The organism is Phaeobacter gallaeciensis DSM 26640 (genome assembly GCF_000511385.1).
GTDB lineage: Bacteria > Pseudomonadota > Alphaproteobacteria > Rhodobacterales > Rhodobacteraceae > Phaeobacter > Phaeobacter gallaeciensis.
In genome coordinates this window covers 1,953,431-1,973,353 of sequence record NC_023137.1, presented here as the reverse complement: position 1 = coordinate 1,973,353, position 19,923 = coordinate 1,953,431, and the positions used below count along the sequence as shown (strand labels likewise).

Sequence of the window (19,923 nt, the reverse complement as noted above, 5' to 3'; positions counted from 1 at the left end):
GCGAAGCTGGTCCTGGCCCTGTCTTTGTTATAGCGCGGCCTGTAAGCGCACGCAGGTTTTACGCAGGATCAGAAGCTGTAGCCGACCTTCAGGCCAAAGCTGACCGCATCATTGTCGCGAAAGTTCGCGACTCCCACAGCACCACCGGGCGCGGCAATTGCGTCCCCCAGTTTGGTATAGCGGATACCGGCAGAGATCTTCATCTTATCCTGAGTGTACTGCACGCCAAGGCGGATTGCCTCATAGCCGTGCGTGGGCGCGAGCGGTGACACGAGGTTGTCGCCATCAACATCTGCATAGATTACTGCAAGCGAACCAGACCAGTTCTCGTTGAATTTGCGACCTACGCCAAGCGTGTAGGTGACCGAGTCATCAAGGTCGATCAGGTCTACGGAACGACCGGCCTGACCGCTGAGGCCCGGCACAACCAAGTTGGTGACGCTGTGCTCTGCCCAGCGAATGCTACCAAACAGCAGCGTGTCTTCTGCGATACCTGTTTGCAGGTCCAGGTTGACCGACTGCGGTGTCTTGGTCTTCGTCGATGTTCCTACTGAGACGCCGTTGGCAAAGGTTTCGTTCAGGTCGAAATCATGTTCGATTTCGGAGCTGTAGGTCAGTGCCGCGCGCAGGGCGATTTCTGGGATCTCATAGGCTACGCCCGCGACCCAGCCAAAAGCACCGTCCTTGTTGACCTTCACGTTATATTGGCTGCCGATAGAGGAATAGGCGCCGCCCGCTAGGTTAATCGCGCCGTCGATCTCTTGGTAACGAATGCCGCCATGAACGCTGAAGTTGTCGTTAAATTTGTAACGAACAAGTGCAGTGATTGCGTTGGAATCGGCTACTGCCGTGGTGCCGCCCAAAAGGAGCGAGCTTCCAACCGGGTAATTCACGTCTACGCCCCACGGCTGATCTAAGACAACTGCAAAGGACAGCTGGTCGTTGATATCCCGCTTGTAACCGGCACCGAACATGTTGAAGCGGTCACCAACGTCGCCGGTCGCAGACCCGAAAGGATTGAGAGTTGTCAGATCGTTGCCCGAGACATCAGCCGACGTCGTGGCGATGGAAAACTCGGCGTAGGTGCCTTCTTCGAAGATGATGCCAATCGGCTGGCCGGTCCGGTCAAGACCGCTGGCCATGGCTGAGCCGGAAGCCAGCGCCAGCGCCGCTGACGTTGCAAGATAGCGTTTCATTGTTCCTCCCTGTCCAGACTTGAGCGTCTGGTTTTAACATTGGAAAACGCTAGCAAGGGGGAATTTTTCGGTCAATGTTGACGCAAAGGCAATCAACGGCAAGAAAATCAGGCTGATCGTCCGTGTTCTGAATGCGCACGCAAACGCCCGGCCGCATCGAGAATATTGATGTAATTGGCGCAGAAGATCACTACCGCGCCCAACAAGATCCACAGGTTAAGCGCTTCTCCATAAATCAACATTCCGGCTACAGCGATGGTGGGCAGGCGGGCGAAATCGATGGGCACAACAACGGTGGCAGGGGCGATCGCGAGCGCCTTGGTCACGCAAAAATGCGCGGCCAACCCGGCGCAGCCGATGACCAGCAACCAAAGTGCCGTTGCGGCATTTGGGATTGCAATCGCCCCGTCCCAGCCAGATATCGCCAGACCCATAGCCAGCTGCATCAAGGTCAGCCATAGCAGGATCGAGCTGATCGGCTCATGCCGGGTCAGCCGCTTGGTGAACATGATGGTGAGCGCGAAGAAGACAGCGGAGCTGGCCGCGGCGATCACGCCGAGGTTCAGGGTCTCCGGGCTTGGACGTGCAACAATCAGGATACCGATGAAACCAAGAGCGGCCGCGAGCACGCGGGGTTTTGTCAGCGCTTCGCCCAGAAGCAGCGGCGACAGCATCAGCACCCAGAGCGGGGAGGTGAATTCCAGCGCAAAAACCTGTGCCAGCGGGATCAGGGTCACAGCAAAGAACCACAGATTTTGCCCGGTGAAATGGGCGGCATTGCGGATGATATGCAGGCCCAGCCGGTCGCGGCGCACCTGTCGCCAGCTGCCCGTGGCGGTCAGAACCACGACGACGATCACCAGGCCGACAGCACTGCGGTAGGTCATGATCTCAAATGTGTCGAGGCTCAAACCGGCTTCCCGTCCGGCAATCGCCATCGAGGAGAAGGAGACAATCGCCCCGATCATCCAGATCGCAGCTGTTCCTATCCGTTGGTCGTTCTGTCCCATTGCTGCCCCCACATGCCATTCTACGGGGCAGAAGGAGGCAGTTTTTTCCTTAGGTCAAGCCATGTTCGCGGTGCGGCCCGGTGCTGGAGCAGCAATATGACGGGACAGCTATTCGGCAGCAACCGTCCCGGCCGTCCCATCTTGGACTGGCAGGGCTGGTACATCAAGCCGGTTCCCGCGTTGGATAAAGTCCTTGGCAGCCTCTTCCGCGTTGAAATTTATCCGTGCAAGCAGCGTTTCCACCTCAGCAATAAGTGTATCAGTTATATGATTGCTTTGCGGTGATACATTCGTTTTAGGCGGCAGTTTTGCGCGTCGTGTATGCCCCAGCGCCCGAAGTAAATGCGCCGCGCCATCTGGAGTGGTGGCTTCTTCTAATGTCGTTTCCAAAAAGTGGAGTTGACTGCCGTAAATATTTTTATAGTAGGCATATCGCGCCTCCATCTCCAAGGCATACCAGATCGCTGAGCCAACGTCTCCCAGATGTTTCAGAGAGGTCGGATCCACAATTTTGTTGGGATAGGTCGGATGCAGGTACCATTGCCAAGGCACTGTAATGTTGAAAAAATCATTGCGATTGATGTAGCTCGCGATTTGTTTGGCAAGGTTGCGGCGCAGGATGATGATGGTTGTACGCGGTGCAAGACCGTGGTCAACAAGGGCCTCAATGAGCCCGCATTTTCCCAAGGTGTGATTGCTTTCGGCGTAGGGGGCTTGAAGCTCGCCAAGCCTGCCCTCCCAAAAATTGCAGACAGGTCCGTTCATGCCGTAGGTATTGAAACGCCGCATATGGCCGATACTAGGCAGGCGAGTGCCATAATCATCTAGGCCAAAGGGTTCATGCACCGATGGAATATTCATGTTCTCGCCGAGAAAACGCGCGAGCCAGGCCGTGCCGGTGCGCCCGGCAGAGAGGGTGAAGATGAAATCAGGCCGAGGATCAGAGGAGGTGTCGCTGCCTGAGGGTATGGCACCAGATGCAGAGGCCGTTGTGCGCTTGAGTGCCGCTGGATCTGGCGTTGCCACCGGACGGGCGTAGCCGAAGCGGGCAATTTCATCCGCGGCTTCCTGCTCAATCAGATCAGCGGCATCAGGATGTGCGGCAAAGACGGTTGCCGGATCGGCGCCGCTTGGGGGACGAAGCGCGCCCTTCGCGCTCAGGCTTGAGAACCGCGTCCATAGGTCGTCGATACCCAGCGCGTTGATATCCTCCTCAAGATGCTCGTAACGCAGAAAGATGTCGGGGCTGTTCGGGCCATTCAGCGGCGCGATGCGACGGTTCTCGCTTAAGACGCTGCGGAAGTGCCCGACAAACTGGTCGAATGGAATATTGCGCTTGTCCATCCCCTCCGAGTAATAGCGCGAGATGATCGCATCACAGGGGTCACGCCAGATCGTGATCTTTGTGTAACTCTCCCAGATACCCTGCGGAACAGCCGCGCGGATCTGCCCGGCGGTCATGTGGTTGAAAAATGCTTGCCTGCCCTCATTTCCATCCGGCCAGATTTGCGATTGATGGTTCTGAGGCCCAGGATAGCCCAACTCCCTCCGGCTCTCTTCATCCTTTGGGCTGATTGGTGTGATGATGCTGCTTTCGTCGCAATAGCTAGACAGTGCGATCTCAAATGAGGTTCCGCCAACCTTCTTTGTCTTGATGAAAATAAGTTTGAGCGGATGGCAGATGATCATTCTGAAGATGCTCCGGGTTGAGGTTCACAGAAACCTCGCAAAGAGAGTTGTTTAAATCGTTAAAATATGAGCGAAAATACAGCTAAATCGGGGCTTTCTAGAAAAGAAAAACCCCGGCCGCTGGCCGGGGTCATGTATGTTGAATTATTCCCACTCAATGGTGCCCGGAGGCTTCGATGTGATGTCATAGGTGCACCGATTGATGCCCTTCACCTCGTTGATGATCCGGGTGGCGGTTTCACCGAGGAAGTCGTGGCTGAACGGATAGTAATCCGCGGTCATGCCGTCGACTGATGTCACCGCGCGCAGGGCGCAGGCATAATCATAGGTGCGCCCGTCGCCCATCACACCCACGGTGCGGACCGGCAGGATCGCAACGAAGGCCTGCCAGATCTCATCATAGAGACCATGCTTGCGAATCTGGTCGATATAGATCGCATCGGCTTCGCGCAGGATTTCCAGCTTCTCGCGGGTGATCTCACCGGGACAGCGGATGGCAAGACCCGGTCCGGGGAAGGGGTGGCGACCGATGAAACTCTGCGGCAGGCCTAGTTCGCGACCGAGCGCACGGACCTCGTCCTTGAACAGCTCGCGCAGCGGTTCGACCAGCCTGAGACCCATCTTCTCCGGCAGGCCGCCGACATTGTGGTGGCTCTTGATGGTGACTGACGGGCCGCCGGAAAAGGACACCGATTCAATCACATCAGGGTACAGGGTGCCCTGTGCCAGGAATTCGGCGCCTTCGATAGTATTTGCGTGTTTCTGGAACACGTCGATGAACAGCTTGCCGATGATCTTTCGCTTGGTTTCGGGGTCCGACTGACCGTCCAGCTCGCCCAGGAACAACTCCTGCTCATCCGCGTGGATCAGCTGAATGTTGTAATTGTCACGGAACATCGTGACGACCTCTTCTGCCTCATTCTTGCGCAGCAGGCCATGGTCCACAAATACACAGGTCAGCTGATCGCCGATTGCCTCATGGATGAGGATCGCAGCCACCGAACTGTCGACGCCGCCGGACAGGCCGCAGATGACCTTCTTGTCGCCCACCTGATCGCGGATTGCCTGGATTGCCTGCTCACGGTAGGCGCCCATCGTCCAGTCGCCGGTGAAGCCAGCGATCTTCACGAAGTTCTCGTAGAGCTTGGCACCATTCGGGGTATGGTGCACCTCCGGGTGGAATTGCACCGCGTAGAAATTGCGGCTGACATCTGCGGTGATCGCGAAGGGCGCGTTGGGGGAGGTGCCGTAGACCTCAAACCCGGGTGCAATCTCACTGACGTGGTCGCCGTGGCTCATCCAGACCTGTTCACGGTCGCTGTCGTCGGCAAACCAACCATCCAGCAGAGGCAGGCTGCTGACTGTTGGGGTCACATAGGCGCGACCAAACTCGGCGGTGCCATGGCCGGACAGCACCTTGCCGCCCAGCTGATGCATCATCACTTGCTGGCCGTAACAAATGCCCAGGATCGGCACGCCAAGATCAAAGATCTCCTGCGGGGCGCGGGGGCTGCCGTCGCGGGTCACGCTGTCGGGGCCACCGGAGAAAATCACCGCCTTGGGCGCCATCTCGCGCACAAAGTCCATAGTGACATTCTGGTAGGGATGGATTTCACAATAGACATTCAGCTCGCGGAGGCGGCGCGCGATCAGCTGCGTCACCTGGCTGCCAAAGTCGATGATGAGAAGGCTGTCGTGGGATGTCTCTGTCATGCACGCGCCATAGGGCAGTGGCGCAGATTTCGCAAGGGATTTTCGCGCCTCGGAGCGCGTTTGCGCGATCTGCCGCGCGCCCTCAATGCACCGGTGGCAGAGTGAAAATCTTGCCCGTATTCGCGAGAAACCTGTCGGGAATGTCGCTTTTCAACTTCAATGGCCGTAATCCTGCGGCGGCCTTTTGCCTGAGCGATATAATCACAGCTGCAACGAAATGCCTGTGGTGAGGAAAAACCATGACAGAAGCAGCTCCAGCAGCACCGCGCCGCCGCGCACGTGGAGGCGGTGGTGCCGCCCGTCGCGCAGAACGTACCGGCGTCAAGATCGACACCGCAAAATACATTGAGCGGAACATCCCGAACTTTGAAGTGCTGGGCGAAGAGGCCCTGCAGGCAATCGAAGCCAACGCCGAAACCATCCTCGAAGAGGTGGGCGTCAATTTCGTGAACAACCCCGCCGCGCTGGAGCGCTGGCGTGAAGCTGGCGCCATCATTGATGGGGAACGGGTTCGCATCCCGCGTGGTCTGGCGCGTGAGCTGTGCAAAACCGCCCCGTCTGAATTCACCCAGCATGCGCGCAACCCGGAAAAATCTGTTGTTGTCGGCGGCAAGAACATGGTTCTGGCACCAGTCTATGGCCCGCCGTTTGTACGCGATGCAAAAGGCGGCCGCCGTTACGCGACGCTGGATGATTTCCAGAAGTTCGTGAAGCTGGGTTATATGTCGAAGTGGCTGCACCACTCTGGTGGCACCGTTTGCGAGCCCACCGATGTGCCGGTGAACAAGCGTCACCTCGACATGCTGATGGCCCATATGACCCTGAGCGACAAGCCGTTCATGGGGTCGGTGACCGAACCGAGCCGGGCGCAGGATTCGATTGAGATGTGCGAAATCCTGTTTGGTAAGGACTTCGTGCGTGACAACACCGTGATGACCTCGCTGATCAACATCAACTCACCGATGACATTTGACGATGTGATGATGGGCGCGCTGGAGGTGTATGCGGCGCATAATCAGGCCTGCATTATTTCGCCCTTCATCGTCGGTGGCGCGATGGCGCCGGTGTCGGTTGCCGGCACGCTGGTGCAGGTTCTGGCCGAAGTTCTGGCCGGTGTCGCCTACAGCCAGTTGATCCGTCCCGGTGCGCCGGTGATCTTTGGTGCGATGGTGACCTCGATCGACATGAATTCCGGTGCGCCCACCTTTGGCACGCCCGAAGCCTCTCAGATCACTTATGGTGCAGGCCAGCTGGCCCGCCGTCTGGGCCTGCCGTTCCGGTCCGCCGGCTCCTTCTGCGGCTCCAAACTGCCGGACGCGCAGGCGGCTTATGAAACGGCCAACTCGCTCAATATGGGTCTGCTGGCCGGCGTGAATTTCCAGCTGCACTCCTGTGGTTGGCTTGAGGGCGGTCTGGTTGCGGACTTCGAGAAATTCGTGATGGACGCCGATCAGCTGGGTGCACTGCATGGTCTGGCCAAAGGTGTCGTGGTTGACGACGACACGCTGGCCATGGGCGCGATCCGCGAGGTTGGTCCGGGTGGTCACTATCTGGGCTGCGAACACACGCAGGCCAATTTCAAAACCGCGTTCTGGAAATCCGATCTCCTGGACTACAAGCCATTTGAGACCTGGGAAGAGGAAGGCGCGCGCGATACGGTTGCTCTGGCCAGCAATCGGGTGGAGACACTGCTGAACGCCTATGAGGCCCCGCCGCTGGATCCTGAGGTCCTGAGCAAGCTTGAAGCCTATGTTGCGGAGAAGAAAGCCTCCATGCCTGACGCGTTCATGTAGGAGCGGTGGTCCTTAGCTGCATAGAGTACCGGTCGGCATAGGTCGGCTACAGACGGCGGTCCTATCGGGCCGCCGTTTTGCGTGTTCATCGCGCGCGTCGGTCAGGTTAGGTTCAGACCGGGGCGGCGCAGCCCGTCTGCTTCGCCCATCAGAGCAATCAACACGTCGACGTGACGTGTCAGCGAATACCCGGAATCTCCCGCTTCACGCCTGCGATTGTGATCGCGTTCCAGGTCCAGAAGCCGCATCACGGCTGCCGCAGGTTTGGGCAATGTACCATACCCGAGCACCCTTTTCAGATCACGCTGTCGGCTATAGTCGCCAGCCCCGATCCTCGCTGTCCGTACCAAAAGCCGAGGGCGGCGCAAAGCGGCCAGATGACCAAAGATATCCTGCATCGTCATGTCCTTTCCAGCTCTGTTGATAGCGCTGTTTAACACAACCAATGCGGGTGTTGCCGAAGGGGGTGGTTCGGCGAACGGTCTATTCGATATTGATTGATGAAAATTTGAAACCAATGATGTTCAAACTGAGACTATTCAGAAAAATCAGGCTAGTAGAGTGAATTTTGTCTGTGAATAACACGTAGATGGCCCGTGGAAGGATAGTTTCGAACGATCACATGTGGGGTGATAAAATGCAAACTATGGCTGTATCCGGCTTGCCGGAATGGGTGCCTGAGGAGGCGTGCCGATATCTTGAACATACCGAAGCGGGCCGATCGATCCGCAATCTTGCGAAACAGGCGGGCTGCCACCCGTCTACTGTGCTGCGACAAGTCCGACGTGTTGAAACCCGTCGCGATGATCCGCTGGTTGATGCGGCCTTGGCGTCGCTTGCGGCCTGTCACTATGCCGGAGACATGCCGGGCCCGCAGCCGATGTCAGCCCGTGCGCTGGCGCTGGGGACCGTGCCGACCTGCGCCGAGGCTTTTGAGAGCGAGGCTGTCGAAGTTCTGACCTGTCTCAACCCGCAGGGCGCAGTCCTTGCCGTGGCGGACGGGCTGGAGAAGGCGGTGGTGGTGCGCGAGGCAGCGGCTGGCGACAAGAAGGTCGTCGTTGACCGCACTCTGGCGGAGGCGTTGGCGTTGCGCGACTGGATTGCCTGTCCGGCACCCGGGCGGCTCAGCCGCTATCACATCACGCCGGAGGGGCGCAGTGCGCTCAGCCAGTTTGTGGCCAGCCGTGAAAACCGGGCCCGATCGCGGCTGGAAAGCACCAGTCTGGCGACGCGTAAAACCAACCGCAACCGGCGGCGCCCCCGGCGTGCCCGCTACGGTTTGGGGGAGACGCCGCTGCATATGTTGGCACGGCTGACAGATCGCGATGGCACACCGTTTCTGACAACCGATCTGGTGCGCGCGGGAGAGCGCCTGCGCGAGGATTTCGAACTGGCGCAGGTGGCAGAACATCTGGCGCAGACCTCGGCCCAGGCCCGCGAGGGCGATTGCGGTCCCACAATGCCCCGGCGCCGACGGCCGGGACAGGCCGCATCGGCGGCCAAAAAGCGAGCTGCCGCCGCGCTGAATGCGCTTGGCGAAGGGCTAAGTGATATCGTGATGCGCTGTTGTTGCCATCTGGAAGGCCTGGAAGCCGCTGAGCGCCAGCTGGGCTGGTCTGCCCGCTCCGGCAAGGTGGTGCTGCGCATCGCTCTGCAGCAGTTGAAACTACACTATGATGCGCAGCAGGCGCAGGATGAGCTAATCGGTTGAACTCATTGTGAGTGCAGCAAAAAAACCCGGCGCCATCGGGCACCGGGTTGGTCTTCTTCGTCAGTCTATCTGATACCGGAATCCAGCGGATCAGCCGGTCTCTGAGCTCCTGCGGATCAGGCCGCGACCTCGGCCTTGGCGGTCTTCAGGTGCTCCAGAACAGTTTCCGGCGAGGACACACCATATGGGTCTTCGCCATGGTTGTCGCAGAGGCCCGGCTCTTCGAACCATGCTTCGACCACACCATTGTCGACGATGGCCGCATAGCGCCAGGAGCGATTGCCAAAGCCCAGGTTGTCCTTGGCCACCAGCATGCCAATGCGGCGGGTGAATTCGCCGGAACCATCGGGGATCACGCCGACGTTTTTGAGGTTCTGGGATTCGGCCCATTTGTTCATCACAAAGCTGTCGTTCACCGACATGCAGTAGATTGCATCAATGCCTTCGGCCTGGAAGTCGGCAAAGCCTTTTTCAAAGCCGGGCAACTGATAGGTCGAGCAGGTGGGGGTGAAGGCGCCTGGCAGGGAGAACAGCACAACGCGCTTGCCGGCAAAATAGTCGGCGGTGGTTTTGTCTTCCCAGCGGAACGGATTCGGACCGCCTACAGACTCGTCACGAACACGGGTGCGGAAGGTCACGTCGGGCAGTTTTACGCCAGCTTTCATCGTCAGCTCCTTGGTAATAAATACGTCGTCGGGCGAGGACTTATAATAGTTCTAAATCACTCGCAATGGGGATTTCATGGGCGCAATGCCGCATCCTGCAGGGTGAGTTTGGATGAAGCTGGGATAAGGTCGAAGATGCGTCATTTGTGCATTGATATGCGGCGTGCGGTCGCGCGACTCGGCGGCGGGACCGGGCCATAGCGCATGGATGGTATGTCAACGGTTGGCGGGGTTGCAGTTTCTGCAATCTGAGTAAATATATTAATTTAAACAGGATATTGCCGTATTAAGTTGGCGCAGGCTGCCTCCCGTTTGGATGCAGAACTGGTCGTGTCAAGCGAATGCAACTATGTTACGAACACCAAAAGACAATTGCCGCAAGGGAACATCGACGTGCGAGATCTGAAAATCCCCGAGCAACGCCACCCGGAAAAGGCCCATCGTCCTGACAACGCTCAGCCGAAAAAGCCAAGCTGGATCCGGGTCAAGGCGCCAGGGGGCAAGGGCTACGCCGAAACGCATAAGATCATGCGTGAGAACAACCTCGTTACCGTCTGCGAGGAGGCCGGCTGTCCCAATGTTGGCGAATGCTGGAGCCAGGGTCATGCCACCATGATGATCATGGGCGAAATCTGTACTCGTGGTTGTACTTTTTGCAATATCGCCACCGGGCGTCCGGACACTTTGGATGCGTTTGAGCCGGGGCGGGTGGCCCATGCGGTGCAGAAGCTGGGGCTGAATCACGTGGTGATCACCTCCGTGGATCGCGATGATCTTGAAGATGGCGGCGCGGAGCATTTCGCCCAGACCATTCGCGCGGTGCGTCACCGCAGCCCGAAGACCACGATTGAGATCCTGACGCCGGACTTCCTGAAATGCGCGCCTGAGGTGCTGGAAACCGTGGTTGAGGCGCGTCCTGATGTCTTCAACCATAATCTGGAAACTGTTCCGGGACTTTATCCCGGTGTGCGGCCCGGCGCGCGGTATTTCCACTCGCTGCGGTTGCTGCAACGGGTGAAGGAGATGGAGCCGGCGATCTTTACCAAATCCGGCATCATGGTCGGCCTTGGCGAGAATGCGCAGGAGGTGAAGCAGGTGATGGACGACATGCGCGCGGCGGACATCGATTTCCTGACCATTGGCCAGTATCTCCAGCCAACGCCCAAGCATCACGCAGTTGATCGCTTCGTCACGCCGGAAGAGTTTGAAAGCTATGAGAAAGCCGCCTATGGTAAGGGCTTTCTGATGGTTTCGGCAACGCCGCTGACCCGGTCGTCCTACCATGCGGGGGATGATTTCGCCCAGCTGCGCGCCGCCCGCAATAAGAAGCTCGGCCTGGCATGACGCCGGACCGTCTGGCGCAGCTGATGCAGCTGCGCCACGCGTTGCACCAGATCCCGGAAGTGTCGGGCGCCGAGGAAAAGACTGCGGCCTTCATCACTGGCTATCTGCGCGGGTATGATCCTGACCAGCTGCTGACGGGCCTGGGTGGGCACGGTGTTGCGGCCGTCTATGACGGCGTGGCGGAAGGGCCGACCGTGATGATCCGCTGTGAGCTGGACGGACTGCCGATTGAAGAGATTTCTGACCAACCCTATCGCTCTACCCATGCCGGGCGCGGGCATCTCTGTGGGCATGACGGGCATATGACCATCGTTGCCGCGCTGGCAGAGGAACTGGCGGCACGGCGACCGGCACGGGGCCGTGCGGTGCTGTTGTTCCAGCCGGCGGAAGAGACGGGGCAGGGCGCACGGGCGGTGCTTGCGGATTCCCGGTTTGCTCAGATTGCACCGGATTATGCGTTTTCTTTGCACAATCTTCCGGGCCGGCGGGTTGGCGATGTGGCCTTATGTTCCGGGGCGGCCAATTGTGCGTCTCGCGGGATGCGCATCCGACTAACGGGAAAGACGTCCCATGCGGCGGCCCCGCAGGACGGGATTTCACCGGCGGGGGCCATGGCGCAGCTGCTGTCGGGGCTGGTGGCGCTTGGCGGCGGGGGTGATCTCGGCGCAGACTATGCGCTGGTCACGTTGACCCATGCGCGCTTGGGCGAGGCAACTTTTGGCATCGCGCCCGGTGAGGGCGAGGTCTGGGCGACCTTGCGCACCGTCAATGATGCGCGGATGGAGAGGCTGATTGCCGAGGCCGATGATCTGATACGTCAGATCTGCGCGGAGTGTGGCCTGGGTGTTGAGATCAGCTTTGATGATGTGTTCGAGGCCTGTACCAATGATGGAGAGGCTGTTGCGATCCTGCAGACGGCCTGCCGCGCGGCAGGGCATCCCGTTGCCCTGCGTGATCAACCGCAGCGCTGGTCCGAGGATTTTGGCCAGTTTGGGAAGAGCGCACGGGCCGCGATGGTCTGGCTCGGATCAGGTGAAATGCAGCCGCAACTTCATAATCCTGACTATGATTTTCCCGATGACGCGATCCCGGTTGGCGTGTCCATTTTTGCATCCACCCTCAAGGAAATTCTGGGATAACCATGATTTCAGAGGTGATTACCGGAATGAGCTAATGCTGGCTGCCGTCAGTCGATGAGCGCATCCACCAGTGCCACTGCACCGACAATCGCCAGTGTGTCCCGCACCACTTCGTAAATTTGGTCATCCTTGCGGATATAGCGGTGACCCGGTGCAGGCGGCGCTAGCCCCCAACGGGCGTGGTCGTCAATATAGTCCCAGTCGCCGCGCAGCTGCTGAAAGCCCTTGTGGCGCGGTTTGTGCTGTTTCTTGATCTGACCGGGGGCATGGTGGGCGGCAGTGCTTTTGTGGCCGGGGGCCCATTTCGGGGGCGCGGCGCCCCCTGCGACGGGGGAAAGGGCGAGCGAGGCTGCAGCGATATAGGCCAGTCTCATCGGCGATCTCCTTCTTGATCTCAACACTTGGATGAGGCTTGGCGGGGATCGGGGGATTTGGCAAATGGACTGCGCTGAAAGACGCTGACGCAACAGCGGGTCATCGGCGGGCTGGTGCCGGTTTTGAAACCCTCAGGGCGCAGGGCGCGGATGTTTGCGCCCGACGCCGGATTGTTCGGCGGATATTAGCGACCCGGAGGGACCGGGCGCAGGTTCAGCTGTCTTCGGTAAAGCGGACCTTGCCGATAAAGGGCAGGTTGCGGTTGCGCTGCGCGTAATCGATTCCATAGCCGACGACAAATTCATCCGGGATCTCAAAGCCAATCCAGTCAGAGCGGAAATCCACTTCACGGCGCGATGGTTTGTCCAGCAGGGCGATGGATTTCAACCGTGCTGGTTGGCGGCTGCGCAACAGATGCGTCACGTGGTTCAGCGTATGGCCAGTGTCGACGATATCCTCAACCACCAGCACGTCGCGCCCTTCAATAGCGCCGCGCAAGTCTTTGAGAATGCGGACCTCCCGACTGCTTTCCATCGCATCCCCGTAGGAGGAAGCCTCAAGGAAATCGACTTCGATCGGCAGATCCAGTTCCCGCACAAGGTCGGCGATAAAGACGAAGCTGCCGCGCAAGAGCCCCACCACCACTAGTTTGTCGGTGCCTTCAAATTCCTTCTGGATCTCGGCGCAAAGCTCTTCGATCCGGGCTGCAATAGCCTTGGCTGAGATCATCACATCGATGACATATGGCCGCTGTGTCATGGGTGCCCCCTTGAATTTCCCGCGCGTTCATATGACATGACGCGAGACGATCATAGCAGGAAATGCGCCTCTTATGCCTACCCATTCAGAAACCCGGCCAATGCCTTACACGGCTCAGCAGATGTATGATCTGGTGGCTGATGTCGGGGATTACCCTAAGTTTCTGCCCTGGTGTGCGGCCGCGCGTATTCGCAGCCGGGTGCCGCAGGGGGCGGCGGAGGTGATGGAGGCGGATCTGGTGATCTCCTTCAAGGTGTTTCGTGAACGTTTCGGCAGCCGTGTTACGCTGTTCGCCGAAGAGAAGAAAATCGACACGGAATATCTGGATGGTCCGTTTCGCTACATGAAGTCCAATTGGGCCTTTGCTGACCGCGAGGACGGCGGATGTGATGTGTCGTTCTTTGTTGATTTTGAATTCAAGAACGCGGTATTGCAGGGCATCATTGGTGTTGTTTTCAACGAGGCGATGCAGCGGATCGTGCGTGCCTTTGAACGTCGCGCGGCGGAGCTATATACCTGATCAACACAGAGATCTAAGTAGTCGAATGCAAACGGGCCCGCGATGCAGGCCCGTTTTTTTGATGCTGATGATGTGGTCTCAACTGGTCATGTCATAGGCGCGTTCGCCGTGGACGGTGATATCCAGACCGTTCGTCTCGGTCTCCAGGTCGACGCGCAGCGGGGTGATCGCGGCGGTGATCTTGACCAGAACGACGGTCACGACGGCGGTAAAGATGCCGACAATCGCGAGGCCGCCAAGCTGTGCGAACCAGCTACCTGCACCAAAGACCGCGATCATGATGGTACCAAAGATGCCACCGACGCCGTGCACCGCAAAGACATCCAGCGTGTCGTCGATCTTCAGAACATTGCGCACAAGGTTCACGGCCTCCTGGCAGAGGATGCCTGCAACGGCGCCGATCACCAGCGCCTCGACCGGGCCGACAAAACCGGAGGCTGGCGTGATGGAGGCAAGGCCCGCAATGGTGCCGGTGACGAGGCCGACCATGGACGCCTTGCCGTATTTGATCTTCTCCCACAGCGCCCAGGTCAGCGAGGCGGTGGCGGCAGAGATATGGGTGACGGTCAGCGCCATCGCCGCGCCACCGTCTGCGGCCAGCTGCGAGCCACCGTTGAAGCCGAACCACCCAACCCAGAGCATAGCCGCCCCGATGAAGACATAGCCGGGGTTATGCGGCGGGGTGGTGCGGTTCTTGCGTGGGCCAAGGAAGACCGCGATGATCAGCGCGGCCAGACCTGCGGTTTCATGCACCACGATGCCACCGGCAAAGTCGCGCACGCCGACTTCACCAAAGATACCGCCATCGGCCAGCATGCCGCCGCCCCAGATCCAATGTACGACGGGTGCGTAGCACAGGAGCATCCAGAGACCGGAGAACACCAGCACAAAGCCAAAGCCGACCCGTTCGACATAGGCACCGACGATCAGCGCGGGCGTGATGATGGCGAAGGTCATCTGGAAGGCAAAGAACAGGACTTCAGGCAGTGTGCCGGAGAGGCTGTCGGCGGTGACGCCGGACATGAACATCTTGCCCAGGCCGCCCCAGATACCTGAAGTGCCGCCACCAAAGGCAATGGAATAGCCAAAGGCGAGCCACAGAACGCTCATCAAACAGGCAATGGCATAACATTGCATAAACACGCTGAGCACATTTCGGGCACGGACAAGGCCGCCGTAAAACAGGGCAAGCCCCGGCAATGTCATAAAGAGGACAAGGGCCGTGGCCACGATAATCCAAGCTGTATCGGCTGCGTTCATCCGCCGTTCCTTCCGCGTCTCAGGCTGAGTGTTGATCTGAATCCTGACAAAGCGGAACTCTGGCGTTGAAAAAAGCGGCAGTTTTCATTTTGGCGCCAGAAAAGCGGGCTTTTATTGAAGTGCTGAAAAAATGATCGATCCTGCGGGCGCGTTGCTCAATTCCCGCCCGCTCTATGAAATAGCGGCAGTTGGGCTGTGGTTTGCGTCACGCGCACAGGGGGGCTGAGAGCGCCTGTCCGATCAGGTTGAGCGCATGGTCGCGTGTGGCACAGCGCACACCGTCGCGCCCAAGGGGGCCAAAGTCGATGGTTTCCACATGGGTTTTGCGGCCTCTGCCTGCGAGGGCAAAACAGACGCGGCCTTCGGGCTTGTGCTCTGATCCGCCGGGGCCAGCAATGCCGGTTACTGCGACGGCGAAAGATGTGCCCGCGCGGCTCAGCGCACCTTCGGCCATCTCGACAGCGACTTCCTCGCTGACGGCGCCCACGGCATCCAGAGTGGCGGCGGAGACCCCCAGCATGTCCATCTTGGCCTGATTTGAATAGGTGACATAGCCCCGGTCCACCACCGCGGAGGATCCGGGCACATCGGTGAGGGCCGCAGCGATCATGCCGGCGGTACAGCTTTCGGCGGTGGCAAGGGTGTGCCCTTTGGCGCTGGCCTTGCGGATAATGTCTGTCGTGTCCAAATCACCCTCTCCTCAGGTTAGAGACCAAGCACGCCATGAGAAAAGCCTGCAAGGGCGGCCACGCCGATTGCCGCAAGGATACCGGCGATAATGTCGTCCATCATTACGCCAGTGGCGCCCTTCTGGCGGTCGGCCCAGCCGACGGGGCCGGGCTTCCAGATGTCGAACAGCCGGAACAGCACAAAGGCCGCAATCCAGCCCGGCCAGAGCGCGGTGATCGCAATATCATGGGCCCAAGCGGGGTAAGAGATCGCCCAAAGGGCGACGAATTGGCCTGCGACCTCATCCAGTACAAATTCGGAGGGGTCCATGTTGTCACGGTTGCGGGTCATTGCCTCGGCGGCCCAGACGCCGACGACCATGCAGATGACAGTGGCCAGCGCCAGCAGGAGAAAGCCGCCCAGCTGGTGCAGGACAAACGCCAAGGGAAGGGCTGCCAGAGAACCCCAGGTGCCGGGGGCAGGGCGCAGGTAGCCGACGCCGCCGACGGTGCCGATCAGAAAGGCGAGGCGCGACCGTTTCATGGTTTCACCACGCAGGCCGTGGCAATGGCGGCAATGCCTTCGCCGCGCCCGGTGAATCCGAGCCGTTCGGACGTGGTCGCCTTGATCGAGACGCGCGAGAGATCAATCGACAGGATCTCCGCCACGGCGGCGCGCATGGCGGGGGCGTGGGGGGTGATCTTGGGGAATTCGCAGACCAGCGTGCAGTCCACATTGGAAATCTGATAGCCCTTGGAACGCGTCAGCTCTGCGGCGTGGCGCAGGAAGATATCGCTGGCCGCGCCTTTCCACTGCGGGTCAGACGGGGGGAAGTGGCGGCCAATGTCGCCCTCTGCCAGCGCCCCATAGAGGGCGTCGGTAATGGCATGCAGCCCGACATCGGCGTCGGAATGGCCCTGAAGGCCGCGATCATGGGCCACCGGCACCCCGCAGAGCACGACCTCATCCCCCGGCCCAAACCGGTGAACATCATAGCCATTGCCAAGCCTTACATCCATGTCGCCCCCTAAATTGCGCGCAGCCCGGTCGAAATCCTCCGGGCGGGTGATTTTGATATTGTCTGGGTCGCCCGGAATGATGGCAACGTCAATCCCTGCTTGGCGGGCAACCTCCACATCATCGGCGGCGTCACCGCCATTTGCCGCAAGCTGCTGATGGGCGGCGTGGATATGGGACAGGTGGAACCCCTGCGGTGTCTGCGCGGCAAACAGCCCATTGCGGTCTTCTGTGCCGGTGACATAGCCATCGCCCCCACGCCAGAGCGCATCCGTCACGGCCAGCGCCGGGGCGGCGGCCAGATGGGTGTCAAGCGCGGCCACCACCTCACCGATCACGCGTGCAGAGACACAGGGGCGCGCGGCGTCATGGATCAGCACCCGGTCGATGTTGTGATCTCTTAGCAAGTCTAGCCCATTGGCCACCGATTGCGCCCGTGTGGACCCACCGGCGGTGAGCAATATCCCATCGCGGTTGGAAAACTCCTGCCAGCGGTCCTGGTCTTCCGGCGAGAGTACGAGGGCGATCCGGTCAACCCCTGCACTCAGAAACGCATCCAATGTCCAGTCGATCACCCGGCGCCCCGCCAGCGGGCGCCATTGCTTTGCTAACCCGCCGCCTGCACGCAGCCCCTTGCCTGCGGCGACAATCAGCGCCGCGATCCGAGGGGTGCCTGAAGATGGGGCGGTGGCTGAAGAGGGCAGATCAGATGGCATGGGCGGCTCTTTCTTGGGTCGCAATTGTTTAGGAGGTGATGCAAGGGGAGGCAATGGACACAGATCACCCTGGATAATGTGCCTAAAATTTAGGCATATGCCAAAAGATGCAGCCTTGCCGTCGGGGGTTTCATTGTCGCATAGAGGCCGCTTCGGTTAGAAACGCTTCATATGCACAAGGATTAGGCAGTTGTCCTTTACTCTCGGTTCCACTTCTCTGACACCTCCCATCGCGCTCGCGCCGATGGCCGGAATCACGGATCGTCCCTTTCGAGATCTGGTGCGCAGCTTTGGTGTTGGGCTGATGGTGAGCGAAATGGTCGCCAGTCAGGAGATGGTACAGGCCAAGCCCGGCGTACGCGAACGGGCAGAACTGAGCGCCGATGTTGAGAATACCGCCGTGCAGATTGCCGGGCGCGATGCCTATTGGATGGCTGAGGCCGCGCGGCAGGTGGAGAGCCGCGGTGCCAAAGTCATCGATATCAATATGGGCTGCCCCGCCAAGAAGGTGACCAATGGCTATTCCGGTTCTGCCCTGCTGAAGACGCCAGACCACGCGCTGTCGCTGATTGAGGCGGTGGTGACTGCGGTTTCGGTGCCGGTCACGCTGAAGACTCGGCTTGGCTGGGACGACGATAGCCTCAACGCCGCTGATGTGGCCCGCCGTGCGCAGGATGCGGGCGTGCAGATGGTCACCATTCATGGCCGCACCCGCTGTCAGTTCTACAAGGGAAGCGCGGACTGGGAGGCGATTTCTGGGGTGAAGGCGGCGCTGACCGTGCCGCTGCTGGCCAATGGCGATATTGTCGATACGGCAAGCGCACGTCGCGCGCTGGCCCAGTCCGGCGCGGATGGTGTGATGATCGGTCGTGGCGCGCAGGGTAAACCCTGGCTGCTGGCCGAAGTGGCACATGACCTCTGGGGCAGCGCCGCCCCCGATATTCCCTCCGGTGCGGATCTGGTTCAGATGGTCAGCGCCCACTATGAGGCGATGATCGCGTTCTATGGTACTGATCTGGGTCTGCGGGTCGCCCGCAAGCATCTGGGCTGGTATATGGATGAAGCGGCCACTCCGGCGCCGCTGCGCCGCGAGGTGCTCACGGCCAAAGACCCTAAGGCGGTGCTGAAGCTATTGCCTGATGCGCTGGCCGGTGGCGCTGGGCCGGATTGCAGCCCCGACCTTGCGGGAGGGCAGGCAGCATGACCGGGCATCTGGGTGGGACACCGGAGGGGGCAACAGGGTGGACCGGGGCCGATAGTGCACTTTGGGCCTCGTTGCCTGTGCCGGCCTTTGTGATTGATCCGGAGGCCCGGATCGAAGATGTGAATTCCGCCGGTGAAGGGTTTCTCAATACCTCGCGCAAGGCGCTGCTGGGGAAGACGATCTGGCAACATGTGATCATTGCCCCCGCCATCGACGAGGCGGTTGCGCGTGCCCGCGACAATGGCACGCCCCTGTTTGTCAATGACATCGATGTTGGTGCGCCAGGGCGCGCGCCGCTGCAATGCAATGTACAGGTGGCGCGGGTGCAGGGCGTTGAGGGGCGGATGCTGATCCTGCTCTCCCCGCGTGAACTGGCCGGGCGGCTGACGCAGAACCACTCCGCCAAATCCGCCGCGCAATCTGCCATCGGTATGGCAGAGATGCTGGCCCATGAGATCAAGAACCCGCTGGCAGGGATCACCGGGGCTGCGCAGCTGTTGTCGATGGGGCTGTCGGGCGATGATCTGGAGCTGACCGATCTGATCGTCAGCGAAAGCCGACGTATTGTGAAGCTGTTGGAGCAGGTGGAGCAATTCGGCAATCTCTCCATCCCGGCCTTTCAGGAGGTCAATCTTCACGATGTGCTGGACCGCGCGCGCCGCTCGGCGCTTTTGGGTTTTGGCGCGCAGATGACAATTATCGAGGATTATGATCCCTCCCTCCCGATGGCCTGGGGGGATGGGGACCAGCTGTTGCAGGTGGTACTGAACCTTCTGAAGAACGCAGCAGAGGCTGCGGATCCGGGGGGCGGAACCATTCGGATCCGTACGTTTTACGAGCATTCCTTCCGACTGCGCCGCAGTGACGGGTCCGGCAAGCTGTTGCCGCTGCAGATTGAGATTTCAGATGATGGCCCCGGCCTGCCTGACGCGATCCGCGATGATATCTTTGATCCCTTTGTCTCTGGGCGGGAGAATGGCACTGGATTGGGGTTGGCGCTGGTCAGTAAGATCATTGCCGATCACCAGGGCTGGATCTCAGTCAATTCTGAACCTGGCCAGACGGTTTTTCGACTGTCACTGTCGCGCGTGCCGACCGCACCGCGTCCCGTACCCATCCCAAACGCCCCACAGCAGGAGTAGC

Annotated in this window: 19 protein-coding genes; 7 read left to right on the top strand and 12 right to left on the bottom strand. The window is 59.7% G+C overall.

Going from position 1 to position 19,923, the window contains the following annotated elements; genetic code table 11:
* Window positions 1-68: 68 nt before the first annotated feature.
* The 4 genes from GAL_RS09480 to guaA all read right to left on the bottom strand — a co-directional run bounded on the left by GAL_RS09480 (window position 69) and on the right by guaA (window position 5,608).
* Entirely contained in the window at window positions 69-1,196 is a 1,128-nt protein-coding gene (locus GAL_RS09480; RefSeq protein ID WP_024097363.1) for an OmpP1/FadL family transporter, read from the bottom strand.
* A 107-nt stretch (window positions 1,197-1,303) separates the two neighbouring features.
* The gene (locus GAL_RS09475) at window positions 1,304-2,206 is read right to left on the bottom strand and encodes a DMT family transporter (RefSeq protein ID WP_024097362.1); all 903 of its coding nucleotides are present in this window, start codon (window positions 2,204-2,206) and stop codon (window positions 1,304-1,306) included.
* A 108-nt stretch (window positions 2,207-2,314) separates the two neighbouring features.
* Window positions 2,315-3,895 carry a sulfotransferase family protein gene (locus GAL_RS09470; RefSeq protein ID WP_024097361.1) on the bottom strand — a complete coding sequence of 527 codons (1,581 nt, stop codon included), beginning with the start codon at window positions 3,893-3,895 and terminating at the stop codon, window positions 2,315-2,317.
* Window positions 3,896-4,039: 144 nt separating this feature from the next.
* On the bottom strand, window positions 4,040-5,608 hold the full coding sequence (gene guaA, locus GAL_RS09465; RefSeq protein WP_024097360.1) for a glutamine-hydrolyzing GMP synthase: 1,569 nt from the start codon (window positions 5,606-5,608) through the stop codon (window positions 4,040-4,042).
* A 239-nt stretch (window positions 5,609-5,847) separates the two neighbouring features.
* On the opposite strand from guaA, the gene GAL_RS09460 reads away from it, so the two are divergent.
* Complete coding sequence (locus GAL_RS09460; protein ID WP_024097359.1) at window positions 5,848-7,401, top strand: trimethylamine--corrinoid methyltransferase; 1,554 nt, start codon at window positions 5,848-5,850, stop codon at window positions 7,399-7,401.
* Between the two features lie 101 nt (window positions 7,402-7,502).
* Here GAL_RS09460 and GAL_RS09455 read toward each other — a convergent pair whose 3' ends face one another.
* Window positions 7,503-7,799, bottom strand: a complete 297-nt coding sequence (locus GAL_RS09455) for a DUF6477 family protein (RefSeq protein ID WP_024097358.1) — start codon at window positions 7,797-7,799, stop codon at window positions 7,503-7,505.
* Between the two features lie 239 nt (window positions 7,800-8,038).
* Between GAL_RS09455 and GAL_RS09450 the strand changes: the two genes are divergently transcribed.
* Window positions 8,039-9,112 carry a DUF6456 domain-containing protein gene (locus tag GAL_RS09450; RefSeq protein ID WP_024097357.1) on the top strand — a complete coding sequence of 358 codons (1,074 nt, stop codon included), beginning with the start codon at window positions 8,039-8,041 and terminating at the stop codon, window positions 9,110-9,112.
* A gap of 116 nt (window positions 9,113-9,228) precedes the next feature.
* Here GAL_RS09450 and GAL_RS09445 read toward each other — a convergent pair whose 3' ends face one another.
* The gene (locus tag GAL_RS09445) at window positions 9,229-9,777 is read right to left on the bottom strand and encodes a peroxiredoxin (protein WP_014874581.1); all 549 of its coding nucleotides are present in this window, start codon (window positions 9,775-9,777) and stop codon (window positions 9,229-9,231) included.
* 393 nt (window positions 9,778-10,170) lie between these two features.
* Here GAL_RS09445 and lipA point away from each other — a divergent pair, with 393 nt between their 5' ends.
* A complete protein-coding gene (gene lipA / locus GAL_RS09440; protein ID WP_040104125.1) occupies window positions 10,171-11,121 on the top strand; it encodes a lipoyl synthase in 951 nt (316 codons plus the stop codon).
* A complete protein-coding gene (locus tag GAL_RS09435) occupies window positions 11,118-12,260 on the top strand; it encodes an amidohydrolase (protein ID WP_024097355.1) in 1,143 nt (380 codons plus the stop codon). Before lipA ends, GAL_RS09435 begins: the two co-directional genes overlap by 4 nt.
* Before the next feature lie 47 nt (window positions 12,261-12,307).
* Here GAL_RS09435 and GAL_RS09430 read toward each other — a convergent pair whose 3' ends face one another.
* Window positions 12,308-12,634 carry a hypothetical protein gene (locus GAL_RS09430; protein WP_024097354.1) on the bottom strand — a complete coding sequence of 109 codons (327 nt, stop codon included), beginning with the start codon at window positions 12,632-12,634 and terminating at the stop codon, window positions 12,308-12,310.
* A gap of 214 nt (window positions 12,635-12,848) precedes the next feature.
* The gene (hpt, locus tag GAL_RS09425) at window positions 12,849-13,394 is read right to left on the bottom strand and encodes a hypoxanthine phosphoribosyltransferase (RefSeq protein WP_024097353.1); all 546 of its coding nucleotides are present in this window, start codon (window positions 13,392-13,394) and stop codon (window positions 12,849-12,851) included.
* A gap of 73 nt (window positions 13,395-13,467) precedes the next feature.
* On the opposite strand from hpt, the gene GAL_RS09420 reads away from it, so the two are divergent.
* Complete coding sequence (locus GAL_RS09420) at window positions 13,468-13,914, top strand: type II toxin-antitoxin system RatA family toxin (protein WP_024097352.1); 447 nt, start codon at window positions 13,468-13,470, stop codon at window positions 13,912-13,914.
* Between the two features lie 78 nt (window positions 13,915-13,992).
* On the opposite strand, the gene GAL_RS09415 is transcribed toward GAL_RS09420, so the two are convergent.
* The 4 genes from GAL_RS09415 to GAL_RS09400 form a co-directional block, all read right to left on the bottom strand.
* Entirely contained in the window at window positions 13,993-15,174 is a 1,182-nt protein-coding gene (locus tag GAL_RS09415; protein ID WP_024097351.1) for an ammonium transporter, read from the bottom strand.
* A 205-nt stretch (window positions 15,175-15,379) separates the two neighbouring features.
* A complete protein-coding gene (locus GAL_RS09410) occupies window positions 15,380-15,862 on the bottom strand; it encodes a CinA family protein (RefSeq protein WP_024097350.1) in 483 nt (160 codons plus the stop codon).
* Window positions 15,863-15,879: 17 nt separating this feature from the next.
* Window positions 15,880-16,386 (bottom strand): phosphatidylglycerophosphatase A family protein, encoded by a 507-nt coding sequence (locus GAL_RS09405; RefSeq protein ID WP_024097349.1) that lies wholly within the window; start codon window positions 16,384-16,386, stop codon window positions 15,880-15,882.
* The gene (locus GAL_RS09400; RefSeq protein ID WP_024097348.1) at window positions 16,383-17,576 is read right to left on the bottom strand and encodes a bifunctional 2-C-methyl-D-erythritol 4-phosphate cytidylyltransferase/2-C-methyl-D-erythritol 2,4-cyclodiphosphate synthase; all 1,194 of its coding nucleotides are present in this window, start codon (window positions 17,574-17,576) and stop codon (window positions 16,383-16,385) included. Before GAL_RS09400 ends, GAL_RS09405 begins: the two co-directional genes overlap by 4 nt.
* A gap of 190 nt (window positions 17,577-17,766) precedes the next feature.
* On the opposite strand from GAL_RS09400, the gene dusB reads away from it, so the two are divergent.
* Together dusB and GAL_RS09390 are read left to right on the top strand one after the other, a co-directional pair.
* Window positions 17,767-18,780 carry a tRNA dihydrouridine synthase DusB gene (gene dusB / locus GAL_RS09395; protein WP_024097347.1) on the top strand — a complete coding sequence of 338 codons (1,014 nt, stop codon included), beginning with the start codon at window positions 17,767-17,769 and terminating at the stop codon, window positions 18,778-18,780.
* Entirely contained in the window at window positions 18,777-19,922 is a 1,146-nt protein-coding gene (locus GAL_RS09390) for a two-component system sensor histidine kinase NtrB (RefSeq protein ID WP_024097346.1), read from the top strand. Before dusB ends, GAL_RS09390 begins: the two co-directional genes overlap by 4 nt.
* Window position 19,923 lies beyond the last annotated feature (1 nt).

Bases quoted from the DNA above. Each gene is read 5' to 3' on its own strand.
- GAL_RS09480 (WP_024097363.1), bottom strand. From the start codon at position 1,196: ATGAAACGCTATCTTGCAACGTCAGCGGCGCTGGCGCTGGCTTCCGGC.
- GAL_RS09430 (WP_024097354.1), bottom strand. From the start codon at position 12,634: ATGAGACTGGCCTATATCGCTGCAGCCTCGCTCGCCCTTTCCCCCGTC.
- GAL_RS09390 (WP_024097346.1), top strand. From the start codon at position 18,777: ATGACCGGGCATCTGGGTGGGACACCGGAGGGGGCAACAGGGTGGACC.
- hpt (WP_024097353.1), bottom strand. From the start codon at position 13,394: ATGACACAGCGGCCATATGTCATCGATGTGATGATCTCAGCCAAGGCT.
- GAL_RS09420 (WP_024097352.1), top strand. From the start codon at position 13,468: ATGCCTACCCATTCAGAAACCCGGCCAATGCCTTACACGGCTCAGCAG.
- GAL_RS09455 (WP_024097358.1), bottom strand. From the start codon at position 7,799: ATGCAGGATATCTTTGGTCATCTGGCCGCTTTGCGCCGCCCTCGGCTT.
- GAL_RS09435 (WP_024097355.1), top strand. From the start codon at position 11,118: ATGACGCCGGACCGTCTGGCGCAGCTGATGCAGCTGCGCCACGCGTTG.
- guaA (WP_024097360.1), bottom strand. From the start codon at position 5,608: ATGACAGAGACATCCCACGACAGCCTTCTCATCATCGACTTTGGCAGC.
- GAL_RS09400 (WP_024097348.1), bottom strand. From the start codon at position 17,576: ATGCCATCTGATCTGCCCTCTTCAGCCACCGCCCCATCTTCAGGCACC.
- GAL_RS09405 (WP_024097349.1), bottom strand. From the start codon at position 16,386: ATGAAACGGTCGCGCCTCGCCTTTCTGATCGGCACCGTCGGCGGCGTC.
- GAL_RS09460 (WP_024097359.1), top strand. From the start codon at position 5,848: ATGACAGAAGCAGCTCCAGCAGCACCGCGCCGCCGCGCACGTGGAGGC.
- GAL_RS09475 (WP_024097362.1), bottom strand. From the start codon at position 2,206: ATGGGACAGAACGACCAACGGATAGGAACAGCTGCGATCTGGATGATC.
- GAL_RS09450 (WP_024097357.1), top strand. From the start codon at position 8,039: ATGCAAACTATGGCTGTATCCGGCTTGCCGGAATGGGTGCCTGAGGAG.
- GAL_RS09415 (WP_024097351.1), bottom strand. From the start codon at position 15,174: ATGAACGCAGCCGATACAGCTTGGATTATCGTGGCCACGGCCCTTGTC.
- GAL_RS09470 (WP_024097361.1), bottom strand. From the start codon at position 3,895: ATGATCATCTGCCATCCGCTCAAACTTATTTTCATCAAGACAAAGAAG.
- GAL_RS09445 (WP_014874581.1), bottom strand. From the start codon at position 9,777: ATGAAAGCTGGCGTAAAACTGCCCGACGTGACCTTCCGCACCCGTGTT.